The sequence below is a fragment of the Syntrophaceae bacterium genome (assembly GCA_013177825.1).
In the GTDB taxonomy this organism is placed as follows: Bacteria; Desulfobacterota; Syntrophia; order Syntrophales; family PHBD01; genus PHBD01.
Genome location: JABLXX010000006.1, coordinates 35,253 through 57,640, shown reverse-complemented (window position 1 = coordinate 57,640; position 22,388 = coordinate 35,253). Strand labels below are relative to the sequence as shown.

Annotated in this window: 18 protein-coding genes; 7 read left to right on the top strand and 11 right to left on the bottom strand. The window is 61.9% G+C overall.

Features of this window, described 5'->3' with window-relative positions; all coding sequences use genetic code 11:
* Positions 1 to 149 precede the first annotated feature (149 nt).
* Positions 150 to 407: a hypothetical protein gene (locus HPY65_13195; GenBank protein ID NPU85427.1), complete on the top strand. Its 258-nt coding sequence runs from the start codon at positions 150 to 152 to the stop codon at positions 405 to 407.
* Between the two features lie 57 nt (positions 408 to 464).
* Here HPY65_13195 and amrS read toward each other — a convergent pair whose 3' ends face one another.
* From amrS to moaA, 3 genes are all read right to left on the bottom strand, one after another.
* Positions 465 to 1,472: an AmmeMemoRadiSam system radical SAM enzyme gene (amrS, locus tag HPY65_13190; protein NPU85426.1), complete on the bottom strand. Its 1,008-nt coding sequence runs from the start codon at positions 1,470 to 1,472 to the stop codon at positions 465 to 467.
* A gap of 18 nt (positions 1,473 to 1,490) precedes the next feature.
* Positions 1,491 to 2,258: a class I SAM-dependent methyltransferase gene (locus tag HPY65_13185; GenBank protein NPU85425.1), complete on the bottom strand. Its 768-nt coding sequence runs from the start codon at positions 2,256 to 2,258 to the stop codon at positions 1,491 to 1,493.
* A gap of 86 nt (positions 2,259 to 2,344) precedes the next feature.
* On the bottom strand, positions 2,345 to 3,340 hold the full coding sequence (moaA, locus tag HPY65_13180; GenBank protein ID NPU85424.1) for a GTP 3',8-cyclase MoaA: 996 nt from the start codon (positions 3,338 to 3,340) through the stop codon (positions 2,345 to 2,347).
* Positions 3,341 to 3,607: 267 nt separating this feature from the next.
* Between moaA and HPY65_13175 the strand changes: the two genes are divergently transcribed.
* From HPY65_13175 to HPY65_13165, 3 genes are read left to right on the top strand one after another with little or no spacing between them, the layout of a single operon-like run.
* A complete protein-coding gene (locus tag HPY65_13175; protein NPU85423.1) occupies positions 3,608 to 4,690 on the top strand; it encodes a type IV pilus twitching motility protein PilT in 1,083 nt (360 codons plus the stop codon).
* A gap of 44 nt (positions 4,691 to 4,734) precedes the next feature.
* A complete protein-coding gene (locus HPY65_13170; GenBank protein NPU85422.1) occupies positions 4,735 to 5,916 on the top strand; it encodes a PilT/PilU family type 4a pilus ATPase in 1,182 nt (393 codons plus the stop codon).
* 43 nt (positions 5,917 to 5,959) lie between these two features.
* Positions 5,960 to 6,457: a hypothetical protein gene (locus HPY65_13165; GenBank protein ID NPU85421.1), complete on the top strand. Its 498-nt coding sequence runs from the start codon at positions 5,960 to 5,962 to the stop codon at positions 6,455 to 6,457.
* A gap of 74 nt (positions 6,458 to 6,531) precedes the next feature.
* Here HPY65_13165 and HPY65_13160 read toward each other — a convergent pair whose 3' ends face one another.
* The 4 genes from HPY65_13160 to HPY65_13145 form a co-directional block, all read right to left on the bottom strand.
* Entirely contained in the window at positions 6,532 to 7,638 is a 1,107-nt protein-coding gene (locus tag HPY65_13160) for a hypothetical protein (protein ID NPU85420.1), read from the bottom strand.
* 223 nt (positions 7,639 to 7,861) lie between these two features.
* On the bottom strand, positions 7,862 to 8,980 hold the full coding sequence (locus HPY65_13155; protein ID NPU85419.1) for a Fic family protein: 1,119 nt from the start codon (positions 8,978 to 8,980) through the stop codon (positions 7,862 to 7,864).
* 347 nt (positions 8,981 to 9,327) lie between these two features.
* A complete protein-coding gene (locus HPY65_13150) occupies positions 9,328 to 10,269 on the bottom strand; it encodes a tetratricopeptide repeat protein (protein NPU85418.1) in 942 nt (313 codons plus the stop codon).
* A gap of 82 nt (positions 10,270 to 10,351) precedes the next feature.
* A complete protein-coding gene (locus HPY65_13145; protein NPU85417.1) occupies positions 10,352 to 10,552 on the bottom strand; it encodes a hypothetical protein in 201 nt (66 codons plus the stop codon).
* Between the two features lie 402 nt (positions 10,553 to 10,954).
* On the opposite strand from HPY65_13145, the gene HPY65_13140 reads away from it, so the two are divergent.
* Both HPY65_13140 and HPY65_13135 read left to right on the top strand, forming a co-directional pair.
* Positions 10,955 to 11,872, top strand: a complete 918-nt coding sequence (locus HPY65_13140; GenBank protein ID NPU85416.1) for an ABC transporter ATP-binding protein — start codon at positions 10,955 to 10,957, stop codon at positions 11,870 to 11,872.
* Positions 11,869 to 12,645, top strand: a complete 777-nt coding sequence (locus HPY65_13135; protein NPU85415.1) for an ABC transporter permease — start codon at positions 11,869 to 11,871, stop codon at positions 12,643 to 12,645. Before HPY65_13140 ends, HPY65_13135 begins: the two co-directional genes overlap by 4 nt.
* A gap of 191 nt (positions 12,646 to 12,836) precedes the next feature.
* On the opposite strand, the gene HPY65_13130 is transcribed toward HPY65_13135, so the two are convergent.
* The 3 genes from HPY65_13130 to sfsA form a co-directional block, all read right to left on the bottom strand.
* Positions 12,837 to 14,171, bottom strand: a complete 1,335-nt coding sequence (locus tag HPY65_13130) for a pyridoxal phosphate-dependent aminotransferase (GenBank protein ID NPU85414.1) — start codon at positions 14,169 to 14,171, stop codon at positions 12,837 to 12,839.
* A 259-nt stretch (positions 14,172 to 14,430) separates the two neighbouring features.
* Complete coding sequence (locus HPY65_13125; protein NPU85413.1) at positions 14,431 to 15,519, bottom strand: NTP transferase domain-containing protein; 1,089 nt, start codon at positions 15,517 to 15,519, stop codon at positions 14,431 to 14,433.
* Positions 15,520 to 15,625: 106 nt separating this feature from the next.
* Positions 15,626 to 16,753: a DNA/RNA nuclease SfsA gene (gene sfsA, locus HPY65_13120; protein ID NPU85412.1), complete on the bottom strand. Its 1,128-nt coding sequence runs from the start codon at positions 16,751 to 16,753 to the stop codon at positions 15,626 to 15,628.
* A gap of 181 nt (positions 16,754 to 16,934) precedes the next feature.
* Between sfsA and HPY65_13115 the strand changes: the two genes are divergently transcribed.
* Positions 16,935 to 18,182, top strand: coding sequence for a class I SAM-dependent rRNA methyltransferase (locus tag HPY65_13115; protein ID NPU85411.1), 1,248 nt, complete (start codon positions 16,935 to 16,937; stop codon positions 18,180 to 18,182).
* Here the strand turns inward: HPY65_13115 and HPY65_13110 are convergent.
* A complete protein-coding gene (locus tag HPY65_13110) occupies positions 18,094 to 22,350 on the bottom strand; it encodes an activase (protein ID NPU85410.1) in 4,257 nt (1,418 codons plus the stop codon). The two genes, HPY65_13115 and HPY65_13110, sit on opposite strands and share 89 nt — an antisense overlap.
* Positions 22,351 to 22,388: the final 38 nt, after the last annotated feature.

Sequence of the window (22,388 nt, the reverse complement as noted above, 5' to 3'; positions counted from 1 at the left end):
CTCGTTGTGAGGCGGATTCCGAGGTGTCCGTTCCGGTATAGGGGGTATTCGACGATCCGGTTCCACGGGATGTGTTCCCGAATCCGCCCTGTCGGGGTATTCGCTGTTCCCATTGTTGGAGAAACAAGGTATCCGGCGCATAGGAGGTCATGATGGATCCTGAATCCTGGTCCGTCGCCGTAACCGCTTCGGGTTTGACTGCGGCGCAGGTCATGGCCGGCCGCCTGGAGGCGGAAGGCATCCCGGTAAGGCTGAGGTACGATGTGGCGGGTTCCCTCTATGGTGTGACGATCAACGGGCTGGGGGCGGTGAGAATCCTTGTGCCGGAAGAGTACGTGGAGCAGGCCCGGCAAATCCTGAACCGGACCTATGCAGAACGGGACCTGGACTGGCAGGGCGAAGAATAGAACGTGAAAGGGACAGCCGGGGCGTCGTTCCGTATGGGCGGAGCCGCCTTCCGTCCGTCAGAAAATGCCGTCCAGGGGGGTGCCGCATTGCGGACAGGCGCCCTGCCGGAGGCGGTTTTCCGCAACGGTGAAGCCCCATCGCCGGATCAGCGCCTCTCCGCAGGCGGCGCAGGATGTGTTTTCCCCCTCGTCTCCCGGGACATTCCCGCTGTAAACGTATTTCAACCCCGCCTCCCGTCCGATCTGCGCGGCCCGATGAATGATCTCCAGCGGGGTCGGCGGTGCTGACGTAAGCCGGTATTGGGGACGAAACCGGCTGATATGCCAGGGGGTCTCCGGTCCGAGGGACACGAGGAACGACGCAATCTCCCGAAGCTCCGCATCGCTGTCGTTGAGCCCCGGGATCAGCAGCGTCGTCACTTCCACCCACACCCCCCTCCGTTTCATCTCCCGCAGGGTCGCGAGGACAGGTTCCAGCCTTGCCCCGCAACGCTTCCGGTAAAACTCGTCGGAGAAGGACTTCAGGTCCACATTGGCTCCGTGAAGATCGGCGCCGATCATGTCGAGGGTCTCAGGGGTCATGTAACCGTTGGTGACAAAGACATTCCGGAGCCCTCTACCGCCGGCCAGCCGTGCGATGTCGAGGGCGTACTCGAAGAAGATCGTGGGTTCCGTATAGGTGTACGCAATGGTCCGGGACTCTGAACGGACGGCCCGTTCGACCACGTCCTCAGCGGAAGTCTCGCGGCCCTGGATGAATCCGGTCTCGCGGGGCATCTGGGAGATGTCCGAGTTCTGGCAGAACGTGCAGGAGAAGTTGCAGCCCACCGTGGCGATGGAAAAGGATTTCGAACCCGGATGGATGTGGAAGAGGGGTTTCTTCTCGATGGGATCGACGTTCTGGGCGATGAGAGCCCCGTACACGAGGGTGTGGAGCATCCCGTCCCGGTTTTCCCGGACGGCGCAGATCCCCCTTTTCTCCGGGGCGATGAGGCACCGGTGGGCGCAGAGCCCGCATCTGACTTTTCCTTCTTCCTTCTTCTCGTAGAGCAGCGCTTCCCGCATCACGGTTCGGTACCTCTCCTATTTGATCACCCGGATGGCGCCGGGGATGGGTCGCTGCTTCCGGGTCTCCATTCCGAAGGAAATCCGAATGGGTTCCTGGATGGTCCGGGTGGAGAAGGTAACCGGGAAAGACAGTCCCAGGAAGGCCCCCAGGGGATTTTTGGTTACCGGGATCAATTCTTCCAGGTCCGAGAAGGAGGGATACCATCCATAGGGCAGGAAGACGACGCTTCCCCACTGGATGTGGGATCCCGGCAGGAGCTTCCGGATGAGCCGCCGAAGTTCCCCGGCGGTAAAAAAGCGGGCATGGCGAAAGATGGTCGGGCCGCGCCGATCGGCCAGGCGGCGCTCGACGGCGATGAGAGACCAGCGGTTGAGGGCTCCTACGAAGACGCGGCCCCGGCAGACCCGGATCGCCTCGGCGACCGCCCGTTCCGGGTCGGCGGTGAATTCCAGGGAAGTAATGAGCGTGACGACATCGAACTCGTTGTCCGAGAAGGGCAACTCTTCTGCCGAGCCGAGCCGGAGGTCCGCATGAGCCCCCAGTTTTTCCCTGGCCCGGGCCAGCATGGGGGGAGACGGGTCGATTCCGGAGACGGCGCAGCCCTTTGCCCGGAAGAGGGCAAGGTGGTCTCCGGTTCCGCACCCCACGTCCAGCAGCCGCTCCCCTTCGCGAGGCGCCAGGTGGTTCAGGATGAGGCTTTTCTCTCTCCTGTCCATGTAGGCCCCGGCAGGGGTCAGGAGCCAGTCGTCGTAGGCCTGGGCGATGTCCTCATTGAAAATCAATTCCCTGCTCCTTTGCCCGGCGAAGCGCCGGCATGGCCCGGGATCTGCACCCGTGCGGTGGACTGTATCCTTTTGTATTACCGTCCTTATCCACCGATGGTTGACATCTGCCGGCTGCATTTCTTCGGAGATGGATCCCCCGGCAGCATGTTCTTTGCCGCTGGTTTGCTGGCAATGGCTTTACGAATCAGCGCCTTGAGCACCCGGTCGGAGCATCCGCTTCTCAGGTCGTGCTTGAGGTCGATCTCGTCGTCGGAGAGCAGACAGGCCCGCAGGTGGCCTTCGGCGGTGAGGCGGAGCCGGTTGCAGTCGCCGCAGAATTCATGGCTGATGGGGCTGATGAAACCGATTTCTCCCTTCGCCCCCTCGATCCGGTAGCGCCGGGCAGGCCCTCGGTTTTCCGGAGCGCCGTTCTCGCCCAGGTATTCCAGCTTGAACATCCGGCCGATCCGTTCGAGGGCCACATCGTTGGACAGGTATTCGGTGATCGCTTCCGAATTATTCTGTCCGATGGACATCATCTCGATGAATCGGACCTGGTAGGGCCACCGGAGGGTGGCCTGGGCAAAGTCCAGAATTTCATCGTCATTGGTCCCCTTCATCAGGACAACATTGATCTTGATCGGAAAGAAGCCGACTGCGGCGGCTTTCCGGATCCCCCGCAGTACCGCCTCCAGGTCTCCGCCCCGGGTGATGGCCCGGTACCGCTCGGGATTCAGGGAGTCGAGGCTGATGTTGATCCGCCGGACGCCCGCCCGATAGATCTCCTCCGCATGGTCCGCGAGCAGTGTGCCGTTGGTCGTGAGGCTGACGTCCATCAGGCCCTTGAGCCCTGCGAGCCTGGCAATGAATCCCACGAGACCTTTCCGTGCGAGTGGCTCACCGCCGGTGAGCCGGACCTTGGTAATGCCTTCCGGGATGGCCGCCCTTACAACCCGCAGGATTTCCTCATAGCGCAGGATGTCGTTGTGCCCCAGCAGGGATAGTCCCTCCTTAGGCATGCAGTAGATGCAGCGCAGATTGCAGCGGTCCGTGACGGATACTCGCAGGTAGTTGATTTTTTTTGGCAATTGTCCATTCATAAAAAGCTTCTTCCGACCTCCTGAAGGAACCATTAACATACCCGAAACCGCCTGACAAGGCGCATGGTCGCAGAAACGCTTGACATTCTTTTTACCTATCCTTTATAGATTGTCGCATCCGCACGCACCGGGATCGGCCGATTCATCCAACAGGCAGCCGGGCTTTTCCACGAGATCGGCCTGCCTTTCTCCGGATTCCCGCTTTCGGCGACGAAAGCGCGGTTTCAGAATCCAACGGGGCCGCCAAATCGACAGAGGAGGAATTCCATGGCCAAAATAGATGCCTTTTTCCAGTTGATGAACGAACAGGGGGCTTCGGACCTGCACCTCGTCACGGGCCAGCAGCCTGCCCTCCGCATCCGTGGCGAAATTGAGCGTATCAAGTACGACACCCTGGACAATGATGGGCTGAAGGCCATGCTCTACGAGATCGCCCCGGAGATCAAGATCAAGCAGTTCGAAGAGACCGGGGATGTCGACTTTGCTTATGAAATCCCAGGGCTGGCCCGTTATCGTGCCAACTTCTTCGAGCAGAAATGGGGCTGCGCCGCCGTTTTCCGGGAGATCCCGAGCAAGATCCTCACCTGCAAGGATCTGGGACTCCCGGACGTGATCGCCAAACTGGCCCTCCTGCCCCGGGGACTCGTCCTGGTCACGGGACCCACCGGGAGCGGCAAATCGACGACCCTGGCGGCCATCGTCGACGAGGCGAACAGGCTCCGCAAAGACCACATCATCACCGTCGAGGATCCCATCGAGTTTGTTCACCAGAGCCAGGGCTGCATCGTCAACCACCGGGAAGTGGGGCTCCACACGCGCAGCTTCTCGGCGGCCCTCCGGGGCGCCCTCCGCGAGGACCCGGACATCATCCTGGTCGGTGAAATGCGCGACCTGGAGACCATCAGCCTGGCCATCGAGGCCGCCTCCACGGGCCATCTGGTTTTCGGGACCCTGCACACCACCAGCGCGGCCAAGACGGTGGATCGCGTCATTGAAGTCTTCCCCGCCAACGAACAGGCGCAGATCCGCTCCACCTTGGCCGACGGCATCCGGGCGGTCATTTCCCAGACCCTCTTCAAGCGGGTCGACAAGAAGGGCCGCTGTGCCGCCCTGGAGATCCTCATCGCCAACTCTGCCGTCCGCAACCTTGTCCGGGAATCCAAGACCTTCCAGATCCCGTCCATGATCCAGACAGGAAAGAAATACGGCATGCAGCTCCTGGACGACGCCATCATGGAACTCATGAACAAGGGGTGGATCTCCGGCGATGATGCGTACCAAAAGTGTAACGACAAGGCCCGGTTCCGCCAGTATCTGAAGAACCCGCCGACGGATTTCACGGAGGTGTAGTCGACCGTCCGGTCCCGCCGGACCGGCGACGAGGAGGCAAGGACATGAGAAAGCAGGAGATCGACTATATCCTGGGAAAGATGCTGGATGCCCACAAGGGTGTTTCGGACCTGAACATGACAGTGGGCAAGCCGTTCCAGGTGGAGACATCCGGCCAGCTGTCGAAGGTTGACCTGGAGCCGAGCTTCGAAAAACTCTCGCCCTTCCAGACGGAAGTCTTCGCGATGAACCTCATCAACCGGGACCGCCGCCTCACGGAGGACCTCCTGACGAAAGGATCCTGCGACCTGGCCTATGAGTTGCCCGGTAGGGCCCGATTCCGCGTGAACGTCTTCTCCCAGAAGGGCAACTACTCCATCGTCATGCGCAAACTGGAGACGAAAATTCCCACCATTGCCGGGATGAACCTGCCGGATGGCTTCCAGAAGATGGCCCAGGAGAAAAACGGCATCATCTTCGTCACCGGCGCCACCGGAAGCGGGAAGTCCACGTCGCTGGCGGCGGTCCTCGACAAGATCAACGACGAGCAGTCCGTCCACGTGGTCACCCTGGAAGACCCCGTAGAATTCGTTCATTCCCAGAAAAAAGCGACCTTCAACCAGCGGGAGATGGGCCAGGACTTCGATGTCTTTGCCAATGGCCTCCGGGCGGCCCTGCGCCAGGCCCCGAAGGTGATCCTCGTCGGCGAAATGCGCGACCGCGAAACCGTCGAGATCGGCCTCTCCGCCGCGGAGACGGGGCACCTGGTCCTGACCACCCTGCACACCGTCGACGCGGGTCAGACCATCAACCGCATCATAGGCATGTTCAACACGGAGGAGGAAAAGCAGATCCGCATCCGCCTGTCCGATACGGTCCGCTGGATCGCCTGCCAGCGTCTGCTGCCGAAGGTCGGCGGCGGCCGGGTGGCGGCCTTCGAGATCATGGGTTCGAACCTGCGGGTGAAGGAAACGATCCTGAACGGTGAGTCCGAAGGCAAGACCTTCTACGATATTATCTCCCAGAGCCGGCCCTTCGGCATGGTCACCTTCGACGAATCCATTGTGGAGCTATACCAGCAGGGTCTCATCACGGAAGACACGGCAAAGGCCTATGCGTCCAACAAGAGTGCCGTGGGACGGGGCATCGACTCCATCAAGAGCGCCAGGGGCGAAAAAACGACGGACCTGGGAAAACTCCAGGTGGACTCGGATTACGGCAGGCCTCCCAAGAAACCGGGCTGGTAGATATTCGTTCCTGATACCGTTTTCAGACAAGGGGAGAGAGGCGATGGAAGAAGAAAAGAAATTGTTGGACGAGGTGGCGGCGGATACATACGATTCGTCGGACCGTCCGTTCGACTTCGTTCTCGAGGAGGGAGAGACGGCCCTGGTGTGCTCGAACGAGACCTCGAGCCGGGAGAAGATCATCCAGGCGCTGCAGGCGATGGGATTCCAGATCAGCGAGTCCGCAGCCGCCAAGGACGCCCTGAAGAGCATGCGTTTCCACCTGTTCGACCTCGTGGTTGTGGATGAGGGCTTTGAGCAGGAGGTGCTGGATTACCTGGAAACCCTGAACATGAGCGTTCGGCGGAACATCTTTGTCGTTCTGCTCACTGCCACGATGCGGACCATGGACAACATGGCCGCCTTTCATCATAGCGTGAATCTGGTGATCAACAAGAAGAACATCGACGACGTCGGACCGATCCTGCGCCGGGGCATCAACGACAACAAGAACTTCTACGCCGTGTTCACGGACGGATTGAGGAAGATCGGGAAGATCTGAGGCCCGGTTGTAATATTTGCGGGAACGACAAAAGGGGGCGGCGAGCCCCCTTTTGTCGTTCCAGAGCTGCTCCCTTACTTTTTATCTTTCATGTATTGATAGGATGGGCTTGCCGGCATGGCGTCACCGGGGTTTATGTATTTGTACTTGAACGTTACCCCGTTCCAGGCTTTGCGGCCCGGTCCGGCCTGGCCCGATGCATTATAGGAGATCCCGTAAAGATTGCCCAGGGTTCCTCTGGCATTCAATTCCGGCACGATCAGCGTCGCGGTGCCTTCCGTGGTCTGGATTTTTCCGTCCCAGACCAGCTTCCCGTAACTCCATGATGTATTGGCGGTTTTCTCCAGGGGCTTCCCCGGCCATTGCAGGCTGCCATGGGTCACCTTCGCCGTGAGCGTGATGGATGACCCCGCTACGAGCTTGGCGGGCGGAAGGCTCCATTTGATTTCAACCGGTATGTTCCGGCCGTCCGTTGGATTCAGTTTGAATGTGCCGGCGAGCCCGTCATCTCCAAATTGCACGGTCGCATAGTCCCCCCCTTTGTTTTCATTGCCGCGGCTGATGTCATAAAGCACCCACAGGCCCCCGCCTTTTGCGATCGCCGGCTGCGGCGCCTTGACTTCCGTCTTCATCGCAGGCATCTTTCCCGCCGCACCGGCCAGATACTGCTGCCGGCATTCGTTCAGCATGCCCCGCGTCCATCGCGCTTCCTGAATGGCGGGGATCAGGGTTTTCATCTGCTCGTCGGCATAGCGCGCCATGGCGTCCAGGCTTTTCATGGCCTTTGCCCGGTTCACCACTTTGCCGGCATCATTGAAATTACCCAGAAAGTCGGCGGCCTGCTTGCCCATCTCCGTCACGATCTTGCCCGCCCCGGGAACCGGTGCCGTCACCAGCGTGACCGTGACCTCCGTGACCACGTCCTCCGCCATTTTTGCAGCGATGCCCCGGATCAGACCGTATGCCTGTTCCACAGCCCCTTGCAGTTTGAGGTCGCGAACTTGCCGGAGCTGGTCGTATACTGTCCGTATCTCGATCAATCGTTTCTCCACGGCCCTGAGGTCTGCCTCGATCAGGGCTTCTCCTTCCTTTGCCCGCTGGTAGCGCGCCAGATTGTCCCCCTCCCTCCTGCAGGCCGCCGTATCGCCTTTTGACAGAGCGGCTTTCAAACGGGTTCGCATCTCCGCGACCGCCTGCTTCTCGGCGTTACTTCCGTGCAGTTGGGCCGAAGCGCTGTTGACGAAAAACACCATGATAAGTGCAGAAACAAACAACAGGATCGGTATGAAATATCTTTTCCCCATTTTGTCCTCTCGCTTTCTTGCATGAATCAGGAAGGCCGGATTTTTCTTTGTTCTCAACGCGATAGAAAAAAACCTTTTTCGACGCGCTCTGTTTTCTCGTTCACATTTCATCCCAGCGCAAGTCATAGCTTGCACTCCGGCCTTTTCCAGGATTCACGGTCAGGATGCCGAGCTTGACAAGCTGGTCCATCTCACGGAAGGCTGTTGCCCGGCTGACTTTGGCAAGCGAAACACATTTTCTTGTGGTCAGGCCTCCCTCGAAACCGCCTCTGCCGGCATCCAGCATCCGGTTGATGACCTTGCGCTGCCGCTCTGTCAGGGGCGTCTGAGCATGCGTTTTCCAGAAGTCAGCCTTGTCGAGAACGCCTGACAGGATTCCCCCGGAGTGCTCGATCGCCCTGCGGAAACACCCGAGAAACCAGACGAGCCACTCTGTCATATCCCCAGTTCCCTTCTGGCATCGTTCCAGGATACGATAGTAAGCATCGCGTTCCGCCATGATCCGGGACGAGAGGCTGTAGTAACGGATCGATTGTCCGTCATCCTGGGACAGGGCCATGTTGGTCAGGGCGCGGGCGATTCGACCGTTGCCGTCTTCGAAGGGATGGAGGGTTACAAAATGGAAATGGGCGATTCCCGCCCGGAGGATTCCTTCCACACGGTCCCTGCTCTCGTTCCACCACCCGAGGAAACGATCCATTTCCAAGGATATGCGATCCGCTGGAGGCGCCTCGATGTGGACGGTTTCTTTGCCCAGTGGGCCGGACACAACCCGCATGGGTTGGTCTCCACGCCATTCTCCAACCCGGATCCGATGCATTCCCGAGTATCCCGTCGGAAAAAGGGAGGCGTGCCAGCCGCAGATCCGTTCTTTCGTCAAGGGTTCGTTAAAATTTTTTGTGGCGCCCAGGAGAACGGAAACGAGCCCGTCAACGGGACGGCTCACCGGGAGCCCTGCGGATGGAAGTCCGAGCTTTCTTGCCACGGAAGACCGGACAGCCTGCAGATTGAGGGTCTCTCCCTCGATCAGGGCCGTTTTCAGGGTTTCCTCTGTCAGGATTTCAACATGGGCCTGGCTTTCCAGCGTCAGCCCGAGGTCTGTCACCTTGTTGAGCAGTTTGCCCTGCAACAGCCTGCACTCGCCCAGTCCAACGAGCATCTCCTCGCTGTTCCAGCGAAACCGTGTCCAGTTCGGACGCTGCCAGAGGTATCGAGCCATTTGCCGTCCTAAATGCTTCATTCTGTGAAGCAATAAGACGGGTCTTTCGCTTCATGTCAAGAAGAGAAGTCTTTTCGGAGGAATCGTCGTCAACGGAAGAAATGCTTATATCCTGTCTGTCCCAACGGAATATTTTTCAGGGATCATTAGGTTAAAGGCAGTTTAGAGTTGATGCTTCGCTAATTTGCTGAATTTGTGAAAAAGTGGTTGATGTGCATGGGAATCGGACCCATGTAGTCTGAAAAGCAGATTTTTAATTGTAATGCTCTATTCCTGATTGAGAGGGGGTTTTAACGACATGAGAAAGTCGTTGATACTTTTTATCATGCCAATTATCGTGTTTGGCGTTAGTTAAGATTCTTCAGAATCTTATTCGCTTCTTCCTCCTTCCCCATGGCCAGGAGGCATTCGGCGAGATGGAGGGGGTAGAGGGGGTTGTCGGGCTCGGCGGCGGCGGCCTTGCGGAAGGCGTCGGCGGCTTCCGGGTGCCGGTTGTGACGGGCCAGGCTGTGGCCCAGCCGGTTCAGGTAGGCCCCGGCCTGTTCCGGGTTGAGGGAGACAGCCAGGTCATAGGCCTCCAGGGCCTCTTCCAGCCGGTCGAGTCGGAGGAGGATGTCTCCCCGGCCGCAACGATAAAGGGGATCTTCCGGCTGGAAGTCGATGCAGTGGCTATAGACATCAAGCGCTCGTTCGGGCTCATTCAGATCCAGAAGAATGTGGGCCATGCGGCCGTAGAAGACGCCGGTCTTCTCGGGCTCCAGGCAGACGGCCCGCCGGTAGGCCGCCTCGGCGCGGTCCCATTCGGAGAGGGCCAGGAGGGCGTTGCCGAGGAGGCAGAGAACGGCGGCCGCCTCCGGCTCCTCCTCCGTCATTTTTTCCAGCACCCTCACCGCGTCCCGGGGACGGTCCGCCTTTAGGTAGGCGTCCGCCAGCGCCTCGCTGAGGGCGAAGTCCTCCGGCTGAACCGCCATGGCCCGTTCGCAGATGTCGACCAGCCGGTCGAACATCGCATTGTCCTTGAAGATGCGGACGAGCTCGTCAAAGCCGAACCCGGTGAAGACCTGCCGGGTCAGCTCCTTCTGGAAAAGGCGCTCGAAGTGCCCGATGGCCTCCTCCAGACGGCCTGCATCGTGGCAGGCCCAGGCAAGGGAGAGGGCGATGGAACTGTCTTCGGGAGATGACGCCAGCAGATTCCGATACAGAAGGATCGCTTCCTCGAACCGCCCGTCCTGATAGAGCCGGTCCGCCGCATTGCGCCCGCTTTGGCTATTGTCGTTCGCAGTCGTCATGATTGTTTAAAAAAGAGAGCGGCCGGGGAAGCGGATGGGATGATCCGCAGCCCCGGGCCGCAAGTGGTTGAGAGATGTCCGTTTAACCGCAGGAGGAGCAGGTGCCGCAACTGCCGCCGGCGGCGACGAAGTTGGACGACAGCTTGAATCCGGACCCGTTCGGGGTCTCGATGAAGTCCACGGTGATGGGTTGAATCTCGTCGTACAGGGCCTGATTGATCACAAACTTGAGGCCGTTGTCCTCGAACGTCTGGTCGTCCTGTTTCGGCTCATCCAGAGCCATGCCCAAGGAGGGCCCCGATCAGCCGCCCTCGAAAACCATCAGCCGGATCGGCAGGTTCTCCTTCCGGTTCTTCATGAAATCCTTGATCATTTCGTTTGCTTTTTCCGTTACCGTGAACATGTGTCTCCTGTCCTTTCCGACACCTTGGTGTCCTTTGGGTTCATGCGTTCCCCCATATCCCGGCGGTAATTCCGATGCAATAAAAATCGTCCGACAGTTCCCTTTTCCGCGAAGGGTATGGTATCAGCGATGTGACTGCCAAGATAATCATCCCGGTGGCGATTGGCAAACGGAGGGATGACCCTGTCCGGTCCGGTTGCCGGACCGGGAGAACAAAAACCCTGTGTGAGTGGGTGTTGCCGGGGATCTCCGGCTCATTTTTTTTCGGAAACGCAAAGCGGTATGGAATCGGTTATCGAGGCAACCAATCTGCGGAAGACCTTCGGCGATCTTGTGGCCGTGGACGGCCTGTCGTTTGCGGTGGAGAGCGGCGAGTGCTTCGGGATCCTGGGGCCCAACGGCGCCGGCAAAACCTCCACGATCCGCATGATCTACGGCTTTTCGCCCATGACGGCGGGGGATCTCTCGGTCTTCGGGATGGACATCCGCCGCCGTTACCGGGCCATCAAGAGCCGGATCGGCGTCTGCCAGCAGGAGAACAATCTGGACCCGGACCTGACGGTGGTCCAGAATCTGGAGGTCTTCGCCGGGTTTTTCAACGTCCCCAGGCAGGAAGCCCGCAAACGGTCCCTGGATCTCCTGGCCTTCATGTCCTTGGAAAACCGCCGTGAAACACGGGCCATGGAGCTTTCCGGCGGCATGATGCGCCGCCTGGTGATCGCCCGCGCGCTCATCAACAACCCGGACCTTCTCATCCTGGACGAGCCGACGACGGGCCTCGATCCGCAGTCGCGGCACCAGGTCTGGGAGCGCCTGGAGGAGCTCCGCTCCCGGGGCCTGTCGATCCTTTTGACGACCCACTACATGGACGAGGCGGCGCGGCTCTGCGACCGGCTCATCATTATGGACAAAGGGAAACTCCTGGTGGAGGGGAGCCCCCGGGAACTGGTGGAGCGATTTGCCGGGCGGCACGTCATCGAGGTGGCCGAGCCGAGGGAGGATCTCCGCGCGTGGGTCCGGGAGCGGGGGTTTCAATTCGACGATCTGGGTCACCGGCTGATCATCTTCGGAAACGACGGAGACAGCGAGGGCCTGTTCCGGGAGGTCGCCGGCCGGTGCCCGGGAGACGGCTGCCTGCTCCGGATGGCGACCCTGGAGGATGTCTTTCTGAAACTGACGGGACGGGGGCTACGGGAATGAGCGCCATTTCGGGGCGGTTCTGGAGGGTGTGGAGGCGCAATCTCGCCGTCTACCGGCAGAACTGGATGGTCAGCTTCCTGACGCCGATGCTGGAGCCGTTTCTCTATCTCCTGGCCTTCGGCGTGGGTTTCAGCCGCCTCGTCGGGGACGTCCCCTACGGCGGGGCGACTGTTTCCTACACTCTCTTTCTCGCGCCGGCCCTGGTCGCCATGACGGTGATGAACAACGCCTTTTTCGAAAACACCTACGGCTCCTTCGTCCGGATGTACTACCAGAAGACCTTCGACGCCATGATGGCCACACCGCTGACCGTCTCGGAGATCATCACCGGCGAGATCGTCTGGGGCGCCACGAAGGCCGTCATCGCTACGGCCATCATGTTGGTTGTAATCAGTCTCTTCGGGCTCCTGCGCTGGCCCGAGGCGCTTCTCCTGATTCCCCTGGCTTTCCTGGGAGGGATCGCCTTCGGCTCGATCGGCATGATCTTCACGGCCGTCACGCCCCACATCGAGCTGTTCAACCTCCCCTTTTTCCTTTTCATCACGCCCATGTACCTCTTCGGCGGGACGTTCTTTCCACTGGAGGCCCTTCCCGAGTGGGCCCGCCACGCGGCCCTCATCATGCCCCTGACCCACCTGGTGAACGTCACCCGGGCCATCAGCATCGGGTTCAGGGACCTGTCCGCCCTGTGGGGCCTTCTTTACTTCCTGGCCTTTGCGGCCGTGTCGTACCCGCTGGCCCTCAGGCTGATGCACCGCCGCCTGGTAAAATAATGTCTACAGGCTGTTGAAAAACGCCCATCTGCGGCGTTGCCCTTATCCCGCTCCGCTCAACGTACTGCCGAGTACACCTCGCGGCCCGGGATATCGGGCGCCTTGCCATCCGGGCATTTTTGAACAGCCTGCCAAAAGAAAAGGCGGACCGGATTTCCCGGCCCGCCTTTGTGTACGATTCCTTGGAATGATTACGGCCCCACCATGGCATTGACGGACTGCTTGTTGGAAGACTCGATGTACTCCACGATCTTCTCGGCGATGACATGGATGTTGTGGGCGAACTTATCCTCGTCCTTTTCAAGGAGGGTCATCCGGAAGCCCTGCATGTTCGTGAAGAACGACGTCAGGGGCACGACGCAGATCCCCGTGGAGGCAAGGAGGTAGTAAACGAAGCGCTTGTCGAACTCGATGTTCGGGCCGGTCAGCTTTTCGATGTACTCCCGTACTTCTTCATGCTCGATCGGCAGGAACTGACGGGCGTTGAGGACCGCCTCGTTGAACACGGCGGTCATGTAGAAGGCGCCGTTGGTCCGGTTCACCATCAGGTAGGGCACATCCTTGAGGATCTTGTAAGCGATGTTGGACAGGCGCTCATACCGGTTCGTCCGTTCGGCCAGGTAATTCTGGTACTCCGGATGGCTCATGATCTTCGGGATGGTGATCTGGGGCAGCGTGGTGGAGCATACCTCGGACATCTTCTGGTGCAGGATCGTGTTGATGTAGCTGGCGAACTTCTCGTCCTTGTCGGCGTTGTACACCTCAATCCAGCCGCAGCGCGATCCCGGCCATGGGAATTCCTTGGAGATTCCCTTCATGCTGAGCCCGGGCACGTCCTCGATGACGTCGGAGAGCTGGGCCGTCTTCTTGTTGTTGTAGACGATGTTGATGTACGTCTCGTCGAAGATCAGAAACAGGTCGTACTCCTTGGCGATGCGCACGATCTGCCGGAGCGTGTCCGCCGGATAGACGAAGCCCGTCGGGTTGTCCGGGTTGATGACCAGGATGCCCACGACGGCATTGTGGCTTTTGACCTTCTGCTCCAATTCCCGGATGTCCGGATACCAGTTGCTGTATGGATTCATCCGGTAGGTGTTGGGCGGAAACGATGCGTGGAGCACTTCCGCCAGGAAATGGGTCGAATAGGTCGGCTCGGGGACGATGACCCGGGCGTCGATGCGTATCGCGCTGTACGAGCGGGCGATGGCGTCACCCAGGCCGTTGAAAAAGATGATGTCCTCCGGCGTGATCTGGGTCTTGCCCCGGCTGTTGACCCGATCAACCAGGAATTTGCGGGTCTCGTCCATGCCCTTCGTGGGAGAGTAGGCGAAGGACCTGTCGTCCCGGATCAGTTCGATGATGACTTCTTTCATCCAGTCGGGGATGTGCTCCCCCTTCTGAACGGGATCTCCGATGTTTTCCCAGCAGATCTCGACCCCGTACCCCTCCAGCTTCTTCGCGATGTTGACGATGTTGCGGATTTCGTAGGTAAGCCCGCTTCCGCCTTTGCAGATTTCAAACCTCATATGAATTGATCCCCTGTAATCATAGCGCTTATCAAGTGAGAGTGCTTAATATAATCAGAATAAATTATCCACACTTTTTTCTGGAAGAATGGGACAGCGGAACTGACCGTCATAAGGCAGGAATCCCTGCCGTGCAGCTCAAAAATGTTGCAGTCTCGGTCTTTGGCATGACCGTGGCTCGGGACTCGGAGAACACGGCCGGCGGGTGTTTTCAAGAACCCGATGGAAAGTCTCCCGATTGCTGTCTGTACCATGCCGGTCAGAGATACTGTGTGAGTCCTTCCTTCTCCAGAAGGTCCACCAATTCCTTGACCCGCTGGGAGTCGCCCCGCCGGCAGACGAGGAGCGCATCCTCCGTGTCCACGACGATCAGATCCTCCACCCCCGCCAGGGCGACCAGCCGGTCCCGGGCCACGACGAGCGTGTTCTGTGTCCCGGTAGTGGCGACGGATCCCTTGATGACGTTTCCCGACGGATCCTTTGGCGACACTTCCCAGAGGGCGTCCCAGCTTCCCACGTCGGACCATCCGAAATCCCCCCGGAGGACGAGGACATTGTCGGCCTTTTCCATGACGCCGTAGTCGATGGAAATGGAATCCATCGCCTGGTATTCCTTTGCAAGTGTATGCCCGTAACCGCTTGTTCCGAAAGTGCCGGCGATGGTTCTCAACCGGCCGGCGGAATTCTGAATCTGTGCCTCGATTGCCTGCAGGATTGCTCTTGTGGTCCAGACGAACATCCCGCTGTTCCAGACGTAACAATCCTTCTCCGCCAGGAAGGCCTTCGCCGTTTCGAGGTCCGGTTTCTCCCGGACGGACCGGACCCGCCAGACCTTCTCGCCACGAACGGGATCCTCCGCATCGCCCAGTTCGAGATAGCCGTATCCCGTCTCCGGGGCCGTGGGGGCGATGCCGATGGTCACGAGGTGCCGCCCCGGTGCCGCCGCTTCGGCGGCCGCCTGGAGAACTTCCAGAAACCTTGCTCCGTCGGTAATCAGGTGATCCGCCGGGAGGACCGCCATGACCTCATCCTTGTCGGGACAACCCCTGTTCTGCCAGCGGATATAGTGGGCCGCCAGGCCGATGCAGGGGGCGGTATTCCGCCCCATCGGCTCGACGAGAATGTTGTCTTCAGGGATGTCGGGGAGTTGGTTCCGTAATTCTTCTTCGTGGGACTGTCCGGTGACGACGAGGATGCGTTCCTGCGGTACGAGCGGAAGAAGGCGGTCGACGGTTTCCTGGATGATCGTCCGCTCGCTCAGAATGTCCAGGAGGTGCTTGGGCTTCCGGTCCCGGCTCCGGGGCCAGAAGCGGGTTCCCCGGCCGCCGGCCATGATGACGATATACATGAGAATTCTCCTTGCAGATAATGGGTCGGCGTTCGACTTGTCATATGAATACGGACGGTTATCACGACCCCGGGATGCATAGCAGAGACAGCCCCCGTTGACAAGATCAATCCGGCGGGAGGCGGTCCATGCGAAAATGCTGGAGCAGGGCGACGAAGGCCGGATCGCGGAGCGGGTCGCCCCGCCAGCCGAAGAGATGGCTTTCGCAGGAGCAGTCGGAGGACCCGAAGCGGGGGACGGAGAAGTCGGCGATTGCCCCCAGTGCCCGGGCGAGTTCGTGCTCGATGTTTTCAGCCGTTCGGATCGGAAGGGCGGTACAGGAGTCCGCCACGGCCCGGAGATGGTCGATGTGCCAGTGCAGGGTCTTCCGCAGACGCAGGTGCCGTGCAACTCGACGGGACAGGTTCTTCCGGGCGGAGCCGACGTAGCAGTAGGTCCCCGGCGGGAAGGCGATCCGCCCCAGGGAGCCGGCCTCGATGGAGCGCTTCGACGCCAGGCGGCAGAGGAGGAGATAGGCGCCCCGGTCCCGGGATTCCCGGCGGAGCAGGTCCCACGGAACGGGGAGGACACGGACCTCGGGGGCGAGGCGCAGGTCCTCCGTCCAGGACACGGCGACGGGGAGATAGAAAAGCCTGTCTTTCTGTTCCAGGAAGGTTTGGGCGAATGCGGGGTCCGTGTGGTAGTCCGGGAGGAATCTCCGCGCCCGGGGCCACTGGACGAGCCAGACGACGCCGCATCGCCGCCCCGGCCGGACCTGTTCGGCCAGGTTCAGGAGATGGCGGCGCCCCCGTTCGGTGACGGCATCGGGGAACATCGCCAGGTCGTTTCCGAAAAGCGTACAGGATTTCACTTCCAGGAGGATCTCCTCTTCTCCCCGCCGGAGGATGAAGTCCAGGCGGCTGTCCCCGACGGTCGCCTCCCGGCGTACGACGGACGCCCCTTCCAGGTCCGGGATCCGGCCGGCTTCGATCAGGAATTCCACGACACGGTTCGCCAGAGTCGTGTGGAGCAGGACCGTGGCCCCGTCGCGCAAAACGGCCACGGCCGTCCAGACCAGGGTGCGCCCAGGCTTGTCCGCGGGCGCCAGGAGGACGGTCCGGCCCGGCAGGAGAAGCTCCCAAAGGCGCCCCGGGTTGGGCAGATGGGCCGTCACCGTCCGGCCGTCCAGGTCGCACTCGACGGCGAAGCGGTGCAGCCGGCGGCGAAACGTCGACGGGCACAGGTTGGGGTACAGGGGATCGCGGAACAGGTTCAAGGGGCGCCTCGCGGTTTTCTTGCAATTTAGCCTGCCCGCCGGTACATTGCCAGGGCCAAATGCATCCGGTCCCGGCGTTGTGGCAACAGGTGAAGAGGCGGATGAACAAATTCCACCCTCTCCCCGGGCCCGGTGATTCCATCGGAGGTGAATTCCCACCGTGAGCGATGTCGTCCCCCAACTGATTCTCAAGGCCGGCCGGGACCGGTCCCTGCGCCAGGGGCATCCCTGGGTTTTCTCCGGGGCCGTTGCGTCGGTGCGCCCGCCCGCCAGGGCCGGAGACGTCGTCCTGGCCGTCTCCGGAGACGGCCGGCCCCTTGGCCTGGGGTTCTACCAGCCGCAGACGGACATCATCTTCCGCCTGCTCACGGGCCGCACCGACGAACCCGTGGACGGCGCCTTCTGGCGGAGAAAAATCCGGCGGGCCATGGACCTGAGACGCCTCGTCGTGCCGCCGGAGACGACGGCGTACCGGCTGATTCACGCGGAGGGGGACGGAATGCCGGGGCTGATCGTGGACCGGTACGACCGGGTCCTGGTGGTCTCCTTCGCCACCGCCGGCATGGACCGGCGGCGGGAAGAGATCGTCTCGGCGCTCGTGGAGGAGACAAAGCCGGACTGCGTGCTGGAACGCTCCGAGGGCAAGGCCCGCCGCCTGGAGGGGCTCCCGGACCGGCATGGATCCCTTTTCGGAGACGTCCCGCCGGGGCCGGTCGAGATTCGCGAGCGGGGCCATCGCTACCGGGTGGATGTCCTGAAGGGACAGAAGACGGGATTCTTCCTGGATCAGCGGGAGAACCGGGCCCTTCTCGGAAGCCTCTCCGTCGGGGCGGCGGTCTTCAACGGATTCGCCTTCACCGGAGGATTCTCCGTCGCCTGCGGCCGGGGCGGGGCGAAACGGGTCGTCTCTGTGGACGTCTCCGAAGATGCCTGCGCCCTCGCCCGGGAAAACCTGGCCGCCAACGGCCTTTCGCCGGAGGACCATCCCGTCGTACGGGCCGATGTCTTCCGGTATCTCCGGGAGACGGAGGAGACCTTCGACCTCGTCATCCTCGACCCGCCGGCCTTCGCCAAAACAAGACGGGATGTCACCCGGGCAGCCCGGGGATACAAGGACGCAAATCTGCAGGCCCTGCTCCGGCTGCGGGAGGGGGGCATACTGGCGACGTTTTCCTGTTCCAATGCCGTGGACGAGGTGCTTTTCGAGCGGATCGTGCAGGGGGCGCTGCAGGACGCCGGCCGGTCCGCCTCCATCCTCTACCGGCTCGGGGCGGGACCGGATCATCCCTCGTCACTGGGGCACCCGGAGGGACGCTACCTCAAGGGGCTGGTTCTCTCCGTCCGGGGCTCCGCTCCTGGTGGACCCGCCGGGCCTGCAGGAGGAAGGCCTCCAGCCGGGCGGCAATGAGCTGGGGGAAGGGGGTGCCGTCGCTCTCGATGGCCAGGAACGGGAGCGGATGCATCCGGCGGGACAGGATGGCCTCGGCGATGCGGTTCGGCATGCAGCCGAAGGGGCCGATGGCGATGGCCCCGCAGGCCCGCGAGGGAACTTCGTGCAGGCAGCCGCCGATGGTGAGAACCGCCTCACCCGTCAGTCGGGGATCCAGGTAGGGCCGGGCGCACTCGATGGCGGTCCCGACGTCTTCCTCGTGGGAAGCGTAAAGTCCTGAACGCGCCATGACTTCCTTGAGCGACCGTTCCCCCCTCTTCATGACGGCCCCACGGATGGCGCGGGCAAGGCGGCCGCGCAGGTCCGGACGCTCCTTGCCGATGCCCTGCCGCAGGCACCAGTCCGTGTAGTACACCCACTCCATGCCGCTGGCCACCTTCGCGGCGTATCCCTCTTCCGCCAGCCGCTCCACCAGAAACTGCCGTGACAGGTCGTCGTGGCGGACGAAGATCTCTCCCGTCAGGAAGATCACGGGGATGTCCGGGACAGGCCGCTTCAGGGAGATCCGGCCCAGTCGTTCTGCCGCTCCTGCCAGCGCCTCACGGACGTCCGTCTCGTCTTTCATCCGCTCCAGGGCGAGCAGGATCCGCTGCCATTCAGCCTCGAAGATGCCGAGCGCAAGCTCCCGGTCATAGGCATCCGACAGAAGGACCGAGTAGACGTCCTGGATGATGTCTGCGGTCACGGCGCCGAGCCAGAGGCGCTGGAAGGCGCCGCTCTCCCTGAGACCCGTGTAGCTGTCTTCCGAGGTCAGCGAGAGGATGGCTACGTTTTCCCAGCCCTGCCCGCGGATGAGGTCTTTCATGAAAGGGGCGTAGCGGCCGAACCGGCAGGGGCCGCCGGTGGTGGGCATGAAATAGACCAGGAGCTCTTCCGCCGAGGGACGTTCCCGGACGGTCTTGAGAAGCGTTCCCGTTGTCAGGAGGAGGGGGAGGCACTCCTTGCAGGTCGTTTCCCCCCGCCCGAGCTGGAGAATCTCCATGTCGGCCGGGGGCATGGCCTCGGCACGGATGCCCAGGCCCCGGAAGACCGAGGCCCCCGCCTCAGAGAGAAAGCGGCCCATGGACGGGAAGACGACGCGGACCGATTCATCCATGAGGCTTCGGGGGCATCCTCTGGAATCGACGAACGACCTGCGTGCTTCGTCCCAGCGGGCCGGCTGCGTTGCGGTGGCAGGGCACCGGGGCGGGTCCTCCTTGGCGCTCCGAAAGTTGGTGATGATGTCGAGAAACGCCTCGATGCGTGTCTCAAGGCCCGCGTCGGCCGTATGGCTGTCCAGCTCCAGAACGAGGAAGGGCTTGCGACCCATGATGCGGCGTGCGTCCCCGAGGAGAAAAGAGTCAGGACCACAGGAAAAGTTCATGATGTAACAGCCGAAGAGCTGGGGATGCTCCCGGATCTTCCGTGCCGCCTGCAGGATCGTCTGGCCGGCGGCCCAGTACATGCCGGGATCCGGCGGGAATTCGCCCGGAGGCAGCATCCCGCAGGGAATGACGGGAATGCCTCGGGTGGCGAACTTCTGAGGGATGCTGAGGTGGGCCTCGGGAACACAGGTGTTGTATGCGCGGCCCAGGAGAACCACGGCGAACCGGTCCGGCCGCCCTTCCAGTTCTTCCAGAAATTTCCGTCCCTCCGCGAGGAGTTCCTCCGTCGTTCTCCGCTGCTCCTCCTGGGCCTCCCGGAAGGCAAAACGGCTTTTCCGGGCCGTGGCTCCGAGATCCCTGCCGATCTGAACGAAGGCCTCTTCCGCCCCTCCCCATCCGCCTGTGAAATCCAGGAGTGGCGAAAGGATCCGCTTTTCCGACTGCAGGCGGCGGAAGACGGGGTGCTCCCCGAAGGCCGTCGCCAGGACATAGGGCTCCGCCTGCGTGACGGGACAGGTGGTACTCCGGGGCGCCCCCGGCTGTGCCGGCAGGTCCCGCACGTGGGGCAGGAACAGGAAGTCGGGCTCCCGGTTGAGGAGGTCGAGGAAGAAGCCGTGGGCCAGCTCCGCGGGGTAGCAGAAGGCTGCTCCCCGGGCCTCCATCCCGTCCGGCTCGGGTTTCTCCGGCAGGATCGGATCGAAGCCGAGGCGGCGGAAAAAGGTTCGGAAGAGGGGTGCGCAGGCGTGGACGTGGAAAGACCGGTTGAGACCGACGGTGTGCGTCCCCGCCGTCTTCTCCGCCGCAAGGGCGGACGCAGGATGGATCCGGCTTTCATAGACCGCGGCCAGATTCGGCGTGTCCTCGGTGTCGCGGTGGATCCGCAGGTTGTACCAGCGGTTGCAGGCTCCGCCGAACGGAAACACCTTGCCGCCGATTCGGACCCGGGAGATCTCGCATTTCCGGTCGCATTTTTCCCGGGCGCCCCCCTTGCAGACGAAGGAGGCTTCGTGGGAGAAGTCGCGGTCCCGCAGGTCTTCCAGGATGTACTCCTCCGGCTCCAGGAGTCCTCGGCGCTGACGGTCCACCACCTCCAGGGCGACGCCGAAGGCCCCCATGAGGCCCGGCTCCGGGGGGACCACGATGTCTCTGCCCGCGAGTGCCGCCATGGCCATCGGTACGGCCCGGTTGTAGCAGACGCCGCCCTGCATGAAGACGCGCCTGCCGACGGGCCGGTTTCCCTTGACCCGCACGTTGTAGTTCATGGCGATCGAGTAGACGAGCCCGGCCAGGATGTCCTTTTGGCCGATGCCTTCATGGAGGGCGTTCTTGATGTCGCTCGAGATGAAAGCGGCGCACTGGTCATTGAAATTGGGAGGGCGGCTCCCCTCCAGGGCCAGGGGGCCGATGTCCTCCATGGCGACGCCCAGCGTTTCCAGGGCCGCCTCCTCCAGGAACGATCCCGTTCCGGCGCTGCAAGCGTCGTTCATGGCGTAGTCCATGGGAACGCCGTTGACGAGATGCGTGTATTTGGCGTCCTGGCCGCCGATTTCGAAGAGAGTGTCCACGTCCGGGTCGAAGTAACGGGCGGCGGTGGCGTGGGCGATGATCTCGTTGACGATGCCGCTCGTTCCGGCATGGAGCGCAGCGATCTGGCGGCCCGAGCCCGTGACGCCGAGGCCCGTGATCCGGACGGGAGTCCCCTGCCCGTCCATCTGCCGGGCGAGTTCGGCGTAGCAGGCGCGGCAGGCCGCAACCGGGTCGCCACCGGTCCGGAGATACACCGAGGCCAGGATCCGGCTGTCGGCGATCTGCATGATCACGGCCTTGGTGGTGGTCGAGCCGACGTCGAGGCCGAGGATCGCCTCGCCACCCACCGGCGCGCTCTCCGTTCCATTATTCTGAAAAGACACCCTGGCTTCGGAGTCGGCCAGGGGAGGCAGGTAGTGGAAAGACCGGTGCTCCGGCCGGAACAGGGAGCCGGCTTCAGGCAGCGGGGTCGCGTCGTTTTCCAGGGCCCAGAGGGCGGCTCCCCAGGCCTCGAACCAGGCGGCCTGCGGGGGGACAACGACATTCCGGATCTCCCGGCGCAGGATTTCCAGGAGCACTTCGTTCCGGGAGACGCCGCCCACCAGGAGGATGTTTTCCCGGGCCGTCTGCCGGAGCAGCTCCAGGATCTTGCCCGCCATCATCTGGCAGAGCCCCGCGGTGATCCTGCCCTTGGGGATGCCCTTGTTGGCGGCGTGGGTGCAGTCGCTCTTGCAGAAGACGCTGCAGCGGCCGGAGACCCGGTAAGGATCGCCCGTCCGGGCCAGGGGCAGCGCCTCCGGAAGGCTGAGCCCGAGCCTCCGGATCTGCTGGAGGAAGAATTCCCCCGTCCCGGAGGCGCACTTGTTGCCCGTGTTGATGCCGCAGATCCGCCCGTTCCCGTCGATGCGATAGACCATGAAGGTCTCGCCGCCGGCGCTGACGACGGCATCGAAGGACCCGTTTCCCTGAACCGAGACGCGGACGGCCTGTTCGACCGCCTCCGGCTCCGAGATCGACGACAGGTTCAGGAGCCCCCGGAACTTGCGGCCCGTCACGGCCACCCGGCAGTCTTCGCCGGTCCGGTACCGGTCGAGAATCGCCCGAACGGCCTCCCGCGGATTTCCCGCGTGGGCGCTGTTTACCACAAGGCCTTCCCGGAAGCCGCCACCGTCAGATGGCAGGAGTTCCACAGCGGATAGAGTCGATGCGCCGATGCAGATACCGAGAGATTTCATTTCCCGTCCTTCATACTGCCGAGTGAAGGGAGCCTGCT

What these genes read in the sequence shown, in the direction of transcription:
- moaA (NPU85424.1), bottom strand. Translation starts at nt 3,340, where the DNA reads ATGAATGGACAATTGCCAAAAAAAATCAACTACCTGCGAGTATCCGTC.
- HPY65_13175 (NPU85423.1), top strand. Translation starts at nt 3,608, where the DNA reads ATGGCCAAAATAGATGCCTTTTTCCAGTTGATGAACGAACAGGGGGCT.
- HPY65_13110 (NPU85410.1), bottom strand. Translation starts at nt 22,350, where the DNA reads ATGAAATCTCTCGGTATCTGCATCGGCGCATCGACTCTATCCGCTGTG.
- HPY65_13135 (NPU85415.1), top strand. Translation starts at nt 11,869, where the DNA reads ATGAGCGCCATTTCGGGGCGGTTCTGGAGGGTGTGGAGGCGCAATCTC.
- HPY65_13170 (NPU85422.1), top strand. Translation starts at nt 4,735, where the DNA reads ATGAGAAAGCAGGAGATCGACTATATCCTGGGAAAGATGCTGGATGCC.
- HPY65_13125 (NPU85413.1), bottom strand. Translation starts at nt 15,519, where the DNA reads ATGTATATCGTCATCATGGCCGGCGGCCGGGGAACCCGCTTCTGGCCC.
- amrS (NPU85426.1), bottom strand. Translation starts at nt 1,472, where the DNA reads ATGCGGGAAGCGCTGCTCTACGAGAAGAAGGAAGAAGGAAAAGTCAGA.
- HPY65_13150 (NPU85418.1), bottom strand. Translation starts at nt 10,269, where the DNA reads ATGACGACTGCGAACGACAATAGCCAAAGCGGGCGCAATGCGGCGGAC.
- HPY65_13165 (NPU85421.1), top strand. Translation starts at nt 5,960, where the DNA reads ATGGAAGAAGAAAAGAAATTGTTGGACGAGGTGGCGGCGGATACATAC.
- HPY65_13195 (NPU85427.1), top strand. Translation starts at nt 150, where the DNA reads ATGATGGATCCTGAATCCTGGTCCGTCGCCGTAACCGCTTCGGGTTTG.
- HPY65_13140 (NPU85416.1), top strand. Translation starts at nt 10,955, where the DNA reads ATGGAATCGGTTATCGAGGCAACCAATCTGCGGAAGACCTTCGGCGAT.
- HPY65_13160 (NPU85420.1), bottom strand. Translation starts at nt 7,638, where the DNA reads ATGCGAACCCGTTTGAAAGCCGCTCTGTCAAAAGGCGATACGGCGGCC.
- HPY65_13155 (NPU85419.1), bottom strand. Translation starts at nt 8,980, where the DNA reads ATGGCTCGATACCTCTGGCAGCGTCCGAACTGGACACGGTTTCGCTGG.
- HPY65_13145 (NPU85417.1), bottom strand. Translation starts at nt 10,552, where the DNA reads ATGGCTCTGGATGAGCCGAAACAGGACGACCAGACGTTCGAGGACAAC.
- HPY65_13130 (NPU85414.1), bottom strand. Translation starts at nt 14,171, where the DNA reads ATGAGGTTTGAAATCTGCAAAGGCGGAAGCGGGCTTACCTACGAAATC.